Source organism: Salegentibacter mishustinae, assembly GCF_002900095.1.
Taxonomy (GTDB): Bacteria; Bacteroidota; Bacteroidia; order Flavobacteriales; family Flavobacteriaceae; genus Salegentibacter; species Salegentibacter mishustinae.
The window spans coordinates 1,841,929-1,853,889 of record NZ_LLKN01000002.1 but is presented as its reverse complement, the minus strand read 5'-3'; the positions used below and the strand labels follow the sequence as shown (position 1 = coordinate 1,853,889).

The 11,961-nt window shown below is 35.5% G+C and carries 10 protein-coding genes; 6 read left to right on the top strand and 4 right to left on the bottom strand.

Features of this window, described 5'->3' with window-relative positions:
- The first annotated feature begins 40 nt into the window (after positions 1–40).
- A complete protein-coding gene (locus tag APB85_RS11305; protein WP_057481616.1) occupies positions 41–3,760 on the top strand; it encodes a metallophosphoesterase in 3,720 nt (1,239 codons plus the stop codon).
- A gap of 395 nt (positions 3,761–4,155) precedes the next feature.
- Here APB85_RS11305 and APB85_RS11300 read toward each other — a convergent pair whose 3' ends face one another.
- From APB85_RS11300 to APB85_RS17345, 4 genes are all read right to left on the bottom strand, one after another.
- Positions 4,156–5,037, bottom strand: a complete 882-nt coding sequence (locus tag APB85_RS11300) for a mechanosensitive ion channel family protein (protein WP_057481617.1) — start codon at positions 5,035–5,037, stop codon at positions 4,156–4,158.
- Positions 5,038–5,047: 10 nt separating this feature from the next.
- On the bottom strand, positions 5,048–5,539 hold the full coding sequence (locus APB85_RS11295; RefSeq protein WP_057481618.1) for a Dps family protein: 492 nt from the start codon (positions 5,537–5,539) through the stop codon (positions 5,048–5,050).
- 98 nt (positions 5,540–5,637) lie between these two features.
- Positions 5,638–5,958: a hypothetical protein gene (locus tag APB85_RS11290; RefSeq protein WP_057481619.1), complete on the bottom strand. Its 321-nt coding sequence runs from the start codon at positions 5,956–5,958 to the stop codon at positions 5,638–5,640.
- Between the two features lie 158 nt (positions 5,959–6,116).
- Positions 6,117–6,266, bottom strand: coding sequence for a hypothetical protein (locus tag APB85_RS17345; protein ID WP_169929158.1), 150 nt, complete (start codon positions 6,264–6,266; stop codon positions 6,117–6,119).
- Positions 6,267–6,679: 413 nt separating this feature from the next.
- On the opposite strand from APB85_RS17345, the gene APB85_RS11285 reads away from it, so the two are divergent.
- The 5 genes from APB85_RS11285 (at position 6,680) to cysD (ending at position 11,936) form a co-directional block, all read left to right on the top strand.
- Positions 6,680–7,687 (top strand): LacI family DNA-binding transcriptional regulator, encoded by a 1,008-nt coding sequence (locus tag APB85_RS11285; RefSeq protein WP_057481620.1) that lies wholly within the window; start codon positions 6,680–6,682, stop codon positions 7,685–7,687.
- 72 nt (positions 7,688–7,759) lie between these two features.
- Positions 7,760–8,824: a dTDP-glucose 4,6-dehydratase gene (gene rfbB / locus APB85_RS11280; RefSeq protein WP_057481621.1), complete on the top strand. Its 1,065-nt coding sequence runs from the start codon at positions 7,760–7,762 to the stop codon at positions 8,822–8,824.
- An 84-nt stretch (positions 8,825–8,908) separates the two neighbouring features.
- On the top strand, positions 8,909–9,781 hold the full coding sequence (gene rfbA / locus APB85_RS11275) for a glucose-1-phosphate thymidylyltransferase RfbA (RefSeq protein ID WP_057481622.1): 873 nt from the start codon (positions 8,909–8,911) through the stop codon (positions 9,779–9,781).
- Positions 9,782–10,053: 272 nt separating this feature from the next.
- Positions 10,054–10,887: a 3'(2'),5'-bisphosphate nucleotidase CysQ gene (cysQ, locus tag APB85_RS11270; protein ID WP_229792195.1), complete on the top strand. Its 834-nt coding sequence runs from the start codon at positions 10,054–10,056 to the stop codon at positions 10,885–10,887.
- Positions 10,888–11,030: 143 nt separating this feature from the next.
- Entirely contained in the window at positions 11,031–11,936 is a 906-nt protein-coding gene (gene cysD, locus APB85_RS11265; RefSeq protein ID WP_057481623.1) for a sulfate adenylyltransferase subunit CysD, read from the top strand.
- The last annotated feature ends 25 nt before the right edge of the window (positions 11,937–11,961 follow it).

Genomic DNA, 11,961 nt, shown 5'->3' with positions numbered 1-11,961 from the left:
TTTTGTTGAGCCAAAGTACAAAAAATGTTCAATACCCCTTATGAAAAAAACTAACATCTTTATATCACTAACTGCCCTGTTAGTGATTTTTTCGTGTGTATCTACAGATCCAAAATATCGCGAAGGTGAGCCTACTTCCAATTTTGGATATCCTGAAAACAAAGAAATAGAGAAGTCTTTCTACCTACTGGGAGACGGTGGCTATTCTCCTATTGGAGGAAGTTCCGATGGTCTTATCGCGTTTAAAAGCTATTTAGATTCGGTAAAACAACCAGGAAATTACACTATTTTTCTTGGCGACAATATTTATCCCGATGGAATGCCTAAAAAGGATTCTCCAGATAGAGAAGCTGCGGAATATAGAATAGACGCACAATTAGATGCTATTGAAGATTATGACGGCAATGTACTCTTTATCCCCGGAAACCACGATTGGTATAGTGAACGTATTGACGGACTCGAGCGGGAAGAGGAGTATTTAAAGGAAAAGTTTGGTGAAGATTTGATCTGGAGTCCAAAAACAGGTTGCGGATTGGAAATTATGGATATTGGTGAAGAAATTACTTTAATTGTAATAGACTCTCAATGGTATCTTGAAGATTGGAATAATAATCCAACAATAAATGATAACTGCGCTGAAATTAAAACGCGTGAGGCAATGTTTCTTGAAGTTGAAACCGAACTTAAGAAAAGCCAGAACAAAACGGTTATCGTAGCACTTCACCATCCATTATTTACTAATGGAATTCACGGAGGGCAATATAATTTTGATAGTCATATTTATCCTTCACAAAAGAAAATTCCAATACCAATTTTAGGATCTCTAGCCACACTAATTAGAACCACCGGTGGCGTTTCTATCCAGGATGCGCAAAACGAGCGGTATAAATCCCTGGTTAAACGTCTGGAAACTTTGGGACAGGATTCAGATCGTTTACTTTTTGTGAGTGGTCACGAACATTCTTTACAATATATTCAGCACGGCAAAATAAATCAAATTGTTTCGGGCTCTGCTTCTAAAGCAACTTACGCAACCTTAAGCAACGATGGCCTTTTTGCTTATCCCGAGCAGGGATTTGTAGTTTATGATGTGTTTAAAGATGGTTCTTCCTGGGCCAGTTTTTATGGAAATGAAAACAATAAACCAAAACTACTATATCAGAAAGAAATTTTTAAAGCACCAAAGGAATATGATGTTTCAGATTTCAAGGAGGAATTTGATGAAAAAATTACAACCTCAGTTTACCCAAAAGATGAAACCGAAAAAGGAACGGTACATCGAACTGTTTGGGGACAAAGATATCGAGAACTTTACGGGACAGATATTAAGGTGAAAATCGCAGATCTTGATACGCTTTATGGTGGGCTTACTCCAATGCGTGCCGGTGGTGGTCACCAAACAATTTCTATTAGGTTAAAAGACAGTTTAAATAGAGAGTATAACATTAGAAGGATTAAAAAGAAGGCTGTTCAATTTTTACAAACGGTGGCATTTAAGGATACACCAATAGAGACGCAACTGGAAAATACGGTAGCTGAAGATATTATATCAGATTTTTATACTGCTGCCCACCCTTATGCTTTTTTAGCCATTCCAACTATGGCAGATGCTATTGGGGTTTATCATACCAATCCAGAAATCTATTATTTGCCCAAACAACCTAAGTTAGGGAAATACAACGAAGAGCATGGAGATGCTATCTATATGATAGAGGAAAGACCTGAAGATCATTGGTTGGGAGCAGAAAGCTTTGGCTCTCCTAATCACGATATTCAAAGTACTGCTGGAATGTTTGATCGTTTGCGCCGGGATGAGAAGTATTCTTTAGATGAACCTGCTTATGTTAAAGCCAGGATATTTGATATGCTCATTGGTGACTGGGACAGGCACCAGGATCAATGGCGTTGGGCTGAAATTGAAGATGAAGAAGGTAATCGCACATTCGAGCCAATTCCGAGAGATAGAGACCAGGTATTTTCAAATTTTGATGGTGCATTTTTCGGAACTTTAAGAGCTCTAACAGGTTTTGCCTCGCAATTTGCCGTCTACGATGATGATATTAATGATGTAGAGTGGTTTAATGTTTCGGCAACCGGTTTAGACCGTTCACTACTTCAAAATGTAGGAAAAGAAACCTGGAAGGAACAGGCCGAATTCATTAAAGAAAATATGACCGATGAGGTTATTGAAAAAGCTTTCCAAAAACTTCCCCCGGAAACTTATAATGAAACAACAGAAGAATTAATTGAAAAAGTAAAAGCAAGAAGAGATAATATTGTAGATATCGCTTTAAGGTATTACGATCACTTTGCAGATCTTGCTATTATTACTGGAACAGATAAAGACGATTTTGTAGATGTTACCCGAATGAAAGGCGGGAAGACTAAAATTAAAATCAGCAGGAATAAAGATGGTGAGAGAGGCGAGGTGGTAAGCGAAAAAGTTTACCATAAAGATGAAACGGATGAAATCTGGCTATACGCGCTAGATGATGATGATGAAATTTTGGTTGAAGGAGAAGGTGATGATTATATTTTCCTTAGAATAATTGGTGGACAGAATAATGATGTCTATACTATTAAAAATGGCAACAGGCTAAAGATATACGATCATAAATCCAAACCCAATACTGTAAAAGAAGCCGGAGATGCTAAATTTAGATTACGGGATAATTATGAGATAAATACTTACGATAAAGATAAGAAGATCTTTACCGGCGGGGCCATTGTGCCGGCCTTTGGTTTTAATCCAGACGACGGGTTTAAGATTGGCCTGGAGATGGTTACCACAAAAAATGCTTTTAAAAGAAATCCGTTTACTACACAACATACCTTTGGTGGTGGGTATTATTTTGCCACCAACGGTTTTGATTTATATTATGAAGGTGAATTTGCACTTATCCTTGGGGAGTATAATCTAAAAGTTGGAGCTAATTATGCCAGTCCTAATTTTGCGAGTAACTTTTTTGGCTACGGTAATGAAACTTCAAATTTTGACGAAACTCTGGACTTTGATTACAATAGGGTGAAAATTAGTCGTTTTGGGGTAAAAGCAGGTTTTGAAAACCAAACGCCATTTGGTAGTATGTTTAGGTATATGGCTAGTTTTGAAGGAAACCAAGTTGACCCTACCGATGGAAGGTTTATTACTGAAGATTTTACCACCGATGATCAGGAATTCTTTGACAGAAAATATTTTGCCGGCTTAGATGCTTTATATCGTTATGAAAGTTATGATAATAGCCTAAACCCGAGTAGGGGAATGAAGTTTGAATTGAACCTGGGAGGACAGATGAATACCGCTGAAACTTCACAGGTTTATGGATATTTTAAACCTTATTGGGGCTTTTATAATGCGCTAACCAGGAATAGAAAACTGGTTTTAAAAACTCGCGTACAGGCTCATTTAAATATGGGAGATGATTATGAGTTTTACCAGGCTGCTCAGCTAGGAGGAAATACCGGCTTAAGAGGTTATCGTTTGCAACGTTTCACCGGTAAAAGTGCTTTTGCCACAGGTGCCGATCTAAGGTATGGTTTCGACCAATTTACCACCAGATTCCTGCCATTACAAATTGGTGTTTTTACCGGTTACGATTTAGGTAGAGTCTGGAACGATTTTGAGGACAGTAGTAAATGGCACGATAGCTATGGTGTAGGATTTTGGGTAAATAGTGCAGAAGCTGTGAATGGAACTTTCAGTTTATTTAAAGGAAGCGAAGGCTATAGATTTTCCTTTGGTTTCGGATTTGAATTTTAATAGATAATAAGAAATATACATTTAAAAAAAGCTCCTGGGAATTTCTTTTGCTAGGAGCTTTTTTATTTTTCAGTAACTCCAGTAGAGTTTTATTTCTTTTGATTTCGAATGGTCTTATTCCTCACTTCCTGTATTTCTATCCAATCTTTTAAGGTTATTTAGTTTTAAATTGACTCCCTGGAATAGATTATAATACCAAAACATTACTGCTGAAGTTGATAATAAAAAAAGCTTAGGTTTAATGGGAGCTATTTATCTGCCAATCGCAATCGCTAAATTTAGATCGTACAAGAAGGACTTTATCTTGATTAAAAAGTCGAATAAAAGTTAGTCTCAAACTAGGATGCTAAAGGAAAATCAATTCAAAGTAAAAATGAAATGCTGAATAATTCGGCCTAGTCTGGCTTCTTCATATTAAGAGTGTTCGAGAAATCGATAGTTCGAATAGGGAATGGGATGTTGATACCATTCTTGTCGAAAGTTTTCTTGATTTCAATAATAGCGATATCTCTAGCGATTAGTAGATCCCTGTTCTTAGTAGCATCAGCCCAGAAGCGCACTACAAAATTGATAGAACTATCACCAAATTCGGTGAACATAAATTCTACCTCTTCGTTTCCACGGGAAGGGAAATGTTCAGAAATGGTTTCAATAGTCATTTCTTTAACCTTTTCAAGGTTGGAAGAGTAACCTACACCGCAATTTAACATCACCCGGGACCGGGTAGTCCTGGAAAAATTTTTGAAAGGCTCTTCCACAATTTTAGAATTGGGAATTACCACGTAGTTATTGTCAGATTGTTTTACAACAATATTTCGAAGATTAATTTCGGTAACTTCTCCTGCATAGGAATTCGTTTCTATCCAATCTCCAATTTGAAGTTCGGGTAGAAAACTTAAGATAATTCCTGAAAAAGTGTTATTTAAAGTTCCTTGTAGTGCTAGACCTATAGCCAAACCAACTACACCCGCACCGGCAAGCACAGAGGTGAGTACCTTATTAAGATCTAGAATACCAAGGGCAATAAAAAAACCGATAAGGATCACAATTGCCTTGCTCACCTTAACGGTTATTTGTCTAATGGAATCCTGCTTTACCCTTTTTCCCAGAAGTTTGTTAAGTAATTGTCCGATGTATTTCGCGAGAAATACAAAAATTACAAAAACAAGAATAGCTAATAAGAAGTTTGGCAAATTCAATATCAATGAATCAAGCCAACTTATTAATTTAGTGCTAATTCCCTCCAGGGATTCTTTTAGGTTAAATTCTTCTTCCAATACTTATATTTTAGCTGGGTTTATGAGAATCTGTTGTTTTCATTTTCCAGGCATCTAGCATCCAACTGGTTTTTTCAAGTTCTCTAATATAAGCTCCAATAAGGTCTATGGTACCTTCATCTCCAGCTTTATCTGCAGTTTCTACTACAGAACGCATTTGTTTTAGTAATGTTCCGTGGTCTTCAAGCAGGGTTTCGATCATTTCATAATCGGTTAAATCTGCCTTAGATTCTTTAAGGTTTGAAGCCTCTAAATAATCGGTTAGATTACTAATAGGAGTGTATCTTAGAGTAAGAATACGCTCCGCAATTTCATCTACTTTTAATTTGGCTTCATCATATAATTCCTCAAATTTTTCGTGTAGATCAAAGAAATTCTTACCGATTACATTCCAGTGAAAATTTCTAAGTTTTTGATAATACAAGTGGTAATCTGCAAGAAGAACGTTCAATTCGTCTACGGTTTTACCTGTCTTTTCTTTATCGAGTCCTAAATAGCTCATAGTTTTATTTTATTGTTTTTTGAAATTCAATACAAAAATATGATAGTTTCCTGATTCAGCCAATAAATTCAGCTGATTTAATAGAAGTTTAACGAAGCTTAATTAATAGGACGATTGTCTTTTAAATCAAGCTTTTTGATCATTTCTTTTGAAACCTGACCACTGGAAACACCGTAGCCATCAACTAATACGCCTTTGTAACCTTTAGAAGTGGTAATAGCATAAAGAATAGCATTATCATCGGGATTACTCATTCCTTCAAATCTAAGAACTTTATCAACATCAAAATCTTCAACCCCAAAGGTTTCATTTTCAGCTTTAAGCTCTATTTCTTCATCCAGAAGGTTGAAGTCGTGTTCATAACCTTCTTCTAATTTTAATTTGTTTATCGCTTGAGAAAGCGTTCCGTAATCTTTCATTTTAAATTGTTTGACTGATTAATAATGTTAAATTACGTTGCCATGCCCTGATATGCAAATAATAAAACCTGTTTAGGATAAGTTTAACTCCTAAAAGAAGCCGCGTTTTTAAAAGGCTCACAAGGATTTTAATTGTTTTTAAAAAGCAGAAAATAGACTTAATTATCCTCGTCATTTTTATTCTTTCCCAGGTTGAAAAGTCCGAGAGGAAAAACGAGTAAAAAGAAAAAATACCATCCTGTAACTAATCCAATAATTGTAATAATTGCAGCAATAAAATAAAACCAGTAAGAGGTATGAAATTTCATTGTTTGATAAATTGAAAACTAGATGCAAACTTAATAAAATAGACTTTTATTATAATAAATCTGAAACAATTATCGGGGAGATTTTGATTGAGTTTTCAGTTTAAAAAAAAGCTTTTATCCTTGAGAAAGTTAACTTGCGGAGGTGAGTTTTGAAGTTTTAATTAGTCTATAATTATATTTTTAATCCTTAGCTTTCTAAATAAGATTTATGAATTCGAGGGTTTAAAAGCTCACGAATTTATTGGATATTTGCAGATTAGCGATTTTTCTAAGAGAAATTAATGGGGAAATAATTAATTTCTAACAATTCAGTAATTGAAACAAGCGTAGTGCGGAGCGCAATAAATGCTAACAAAAAGGAGATGATTATAAGTCTGCCATAAATTCCCCGGGCAGGATTAAATAATAAATAGATGAAAAACAAAATCACTTTAAAGGAACTGGCGAAATTGCTTAATGTATCGGTTTCTACAGTTTCCAAGGCGCTGCACGATAGTCCCGAAATAAGCCCCAAAACTGTGGAAAGGGTTAAGGAACTGGCAAAGCTACATAAATACCGCCCAAACCCTGTAGCGGTGAATTTAAAGAGTAGCAAAAGTGGAACTATTGGTGTAATTATACCAAATATCGCTAACACTTTTTTTGCCAACGTTTTATCAGGAATTGAGGCCAGGGCGCAAAAAGCAGGATTGCAGGTTATCACTTATATTTCTAATGAAAGTTTAGCACGAGAGCAACAAATTACCGAAATGTTAACTTCGGGCTTTGTTGATGGTGTACTTATAGCTATTTCAGAAGAAACCCAGCGTAAAAAAGAATATGAACATCTTTTTAATTTGGTAGATTATGATATTCCGGTGGTGCTTTACGATAGGGTTAACCTGGATCTTCCCGTTGATAAAATTGGAATAGACGATGAACATAGTTTTGAAGATGCTACTCGTTTATTGCAAACCCGTGGCATAGAAAAAATAGGAATTGCAACCTCAATTCATCATTTAGGGGTCGGGAAACTTAGGATTACCGGTTACAGGAATGCGTTGAAAGATGAAAAGGACTTTTATATTGCCAACTCTTCAAAGCCTGATACTTTAAGAGAAAAAACCAGGAAACTTCTGGTGGAGGATAAAGTAGAAGCCATTCTTTGCTCAGATTTTGAAAGTACAATGTTGGTTTACCGAATGGCTTATGAGAATAAAATCAAGATTCCCGATGATCTGAAAGTTATCGGTTTTATAAATGGTGATGTGGCTCGTTATTTAACTCCTTCAATAAGTTATGTGGAGCAGTTTCCGGGAGAGATTGGAGAAGAAGCCGTTGAACTATTAGTAGACCGCATAGAAAATAGAGTCGCAGGAAAACCTCCGATTAACAAGACCATACGTACTAAGCTGATTCATATGGAATCTACAGGGTTTTAAATTTAAAAATTTCAGATTTTTTCCAGAAATAACTAGAAAAACTATCTTTGAAAGGTATTTTATATTTTGTAAATGAAAGATAATCCTTCAGAAAAAAACATACTTATTACCGGCGGTGCTGGGTTTATTGGATCTCACGTGATCCGACTTTTTGTAAATAAATATCCAAATTATAAGATATTCAATTTAGACGCATTAACCTATGCTGGCAACCTTGAAAATATTAAAGATATTGAAAACGCTCCGAATTATCATTTTTTAAAAGCTGATATTACCGATGCTAAAACAATAAAAACTTTATTTCAAAAGCATCAGTTTGATAGTGTTATCCATCTTGCTGCAGAGTCTCATGTAGATCGTTCTATTTCTAATCCCAAAATTTTTGTAGACACCAATGTGACCGGTACGCTTAATTTAATGGAGGCGGCCCTGGAAACGTGGCGGGGTAATTTTGAGAATAAATTATTCTACCATATTAGTACAGACGAAGTGTATGGCACGTTGGGAGAAACGGGATTGTTTACCGAAACTACTTCTTATGCACCTAACTCCCCTTATTCGGCTTCAAAAGCAGCTTCGAATCATTTTGTAAGAGCTTACGGTGAAACTTATAAGTTACCATATGTAATTTCTAATTGTTCGAATAACTACGGTCCAAATCAATTTCCTGAAAAATTGATTCCTCTTTTTATCAATAATATAATAGAGAATAAAGATCTTCCGGTCTACGGAGACGGAAAGTATACCCGCGATTGGTTGTATGTACTGGATCACGCCAAAGCGATAGACCTTATTTTTCATAAGGGAAAGAATAAATCAACTTACAATGTAGGTGGGTTTAACGAGTGGCAAAATATTGATTTAATTAAGCTGTTATGTGAGATAATGGACGAAAAGTTGAATAGGAGCAAAGGTGATTCTGAAGCACTTATTACTTTTATAAAAGATCGTCCCGGCCACGATAAACGCTATGCTATAGACGCAAGTAAAATTAATGAAGAGCTTGGCTGGGAACCCTCAGTAACTTTTGAACAGGGTTTGCTTAAAACCGTAGATTGGTATCTTCAGAATCCTGCCTGGATAGAAGCAGTGGTTTCCGGAAATTACCAGGATTATTATAAAAAGCAGTATTTATAATGCTGCACCAGTAGGTGGTGTATGTAATTTATAATAATTAAAAGCCTGTAATAAATTCCCAATTTGGGAGGTAATTTAAAAAGAATGAAAGGAATAATTCTAGCTGGCGGTACCGGTTCAAGATTGTATCCGCTTACCAAAAGCGTTTCGAAACAGTTATTGGCAGTTTATGATAAACCAATGATCTATTACCCGCTATCTGTATTAATGTTAGCGGGAATTAGAGAAATTCTAATTATTTCTACTCCGGAAGATCTTCCTAATTTTCAAAATTTATTAGGCGATGGAAGAGACTGGGGTTTAGACTTGTCTTATGCCGAACAGGCCAAACCCAATGGACTGGCTGAAGCGTTTATTATAGGTGAAGATTTTATAAATAACGATGATGTATGCCTGGTTCTTGGGGACAATATATTTTATGGCCAGGGTTTTAGCAGTCTACTTGAAAATGCGGTTAAAAATTGTAAGGAACTCGGTGAGGCTACCGTTTTTGGCTATTACGTAAATGAGCCAAAAAGATATGGAGTTGTAGATTTTGATGAAACAGGAAATGCGCTTAGCATAGAAGAAAAACCTGAAAAACCAAAGAGTAATTTTGCAGTTACCGGACTTTATTTTTATCCGAATTCAGTTATTGAAATCGCTAAAAAATGCAAACCCAGTGCTCGTGGAGAATTGGAGATTACCAGCATAAATCAAGAATATTTAGAAAGGGAAGAATTAAAAGTAGAGGTTATGGGTCGTGGTTATGCCTGGCTGGATACTGGAACCCATGATTCTATGTTAGAAGCTTCTAATTTTGTGCAAACCATAGAAAAACGACAGGGCTTAAAAATTGCCTGTCCTGAAGAGATTGCTTTTCGCAAGAAATATATCAATAAAGCTCAATTACAAAACCTGGCTACCGATCTGGAGAAAAGTGAATATGGAAAGTACTTGATGAAGTTAATACAATAATTTCACTGAATCTCCTGATTGTTGTTTATCTCTTATTCGCTTCTGAAGTCTATGGAAGATATAATCAAATTGCTGTAGGAATTTTTCGCTAATTTAATTAAGAGATTCTTATTTTCTTTATCCTTATTATGGAGTTCTAATATATTCTGCAAGAAAACTCCTTTTACAATAAGAACCTGAAAAATCTAATATTTTAAAACCCTATTAATTCGATAGACTAATAGGAAATATTATATTTGCGATGTAGCAATCCATTATTTAAAGGTGAATCTGTGAAAAGCGAAATTGAAAATAAAGTTCTCCCGGAGCATTTTGTGGCAATAAAAGCTGCTATTGAAGCAGGCTCAGAAATAATGAGAATTTATGAGGGTGGTAATTTTCAAATTGAATCAAAGGAAGATAATTCACCAATAACCCTCGCTGATAAATCTGCGAATACCATAATTAATGAGTTTTTAAAACCTACCGGTATTCCAATTATAAGTGAAGAAAATGCTGAAACTGAATTTTCAGAAAGAAAACTATGGGATTCCTGCTGGATCGTGGATCCTTTAGATGGTACCAAAGAATTTATAAACAAAAATGGTGAGTTTACAGTAAATATTGCACTGGTAAAAAATAATAAGCCGGTTTTTGGAGTGATTTATATTCCTGTGAGTAAGAAACTCTATTTTGGTAATGTGGTAGAAGGGAGCTCTTTTAAAATGATTATTGATAATAAAACTTTAGAAGAAGATTTATTAAAATATGCTGAAGAAATATTCCCGGTCAGTGCTCAAAGAACTATTCGAATCGCAGGAAGCCGATCTCATATTAATGAGGAGACCCTCGAGTTTATTGAAGGGATTAGGAAAAAATATTCTCAGGAAGTAAAAGTTATTCCTAAAGGAAGTTCCCTTAAATTTTGTTTAATAGCGGACGGGACTTTGAATATCTATCCCAGAATAGGTACTACTATGGAATGGGATACAGCGGCAGGCCATGCTATTTGTAAAGCAGTAGGGATTAGAGTTTTTGATATGCAAACCAATAGAGAACTTGTTTACAATAAGCAAAACATAAAAAACAACTCATTTGTCGTTTCCAATCTTTTAGATGTAAGTTGAAAAATTATTTAGAAAGGAATAAGAAGAAGAAAGGTTGAACCATTAATTAAAAGAAACCGGAGCGTTGAGGTAGATAAAGAATGTGAAACCTTAGAGTAAATTAGATATTTAAAAGGTTTTAAAAAAACTTGAATTAAAGTAAAATGAGCAAGTATTATTTAAATTATTTAGATGAATTAGAATCGGAAGCGATCTATATTTTACGTGAGGTATGGGCGCAATTCGAGAATCCTGTAATTTTATTTTCAGGAGGAAAAGATTCTATTTTAGTAACCCATTTGGCGAAGAAGGCTTTTTATCCCAGTAAAATTCCGTTTGCGTTGATGCATGTAGATACTGGCCATAATTTTCCGGAAACTATTCAATTTAGAAATGATTTAGTTGAGAAACTTAGTGTAAAATTAATTGTAGGTTCAGTCCAGGAGTCGATTGATAATGGTCGTGTTGCCGAGGAGAAAGGAAAGAACGCTACCAGAAATGCTTTACAAATCACTACTCTTCTCGATGCGATTGAAATGAACAAAATAGATTGTGCTATTGGCGGCGGAAGAAGAGATGAAGAAAAGGCCCGAGCCAAAGAACGCTTCTTTAGCCATCGCGACGATTTTGGGCAATGGGATCCTAAAAACCAACGACCGGAGTTATGGAATTTGCTAAATGGAAAACATTTTGATGGAGAACATTTTAGAGCTTTTCCAATTAGTAACTGGACTGAAATGGATGTTTGGAATTATATTAAACGGGAAAATATAAAAATTCCGAGTTTATACTTTGCGCACGAAAGGGAAGTAGTTTTTAGAAGTAATTCGTGGATCCCGGTTTCAGAATACCTTAAACTTGAAGAAAGTGAACAAGTAGAAAAAAAGAAAATACGTTTCCGTACCCTTGGTGATATAACCATCACTGGTGGAATAGAATCTCAGGCAGACGATCTGGATAAAATAGTGCAGGAAGTTTCTGCGATGCGCAAAACAGAAAGAGGAGATCGCTCTGATGATAAGCGAAGCGAAACTGCAATGGAAGACCGCAAGAAACAGGGGTATTTTTAAAAAAACAGCTATATAACCTATAAGC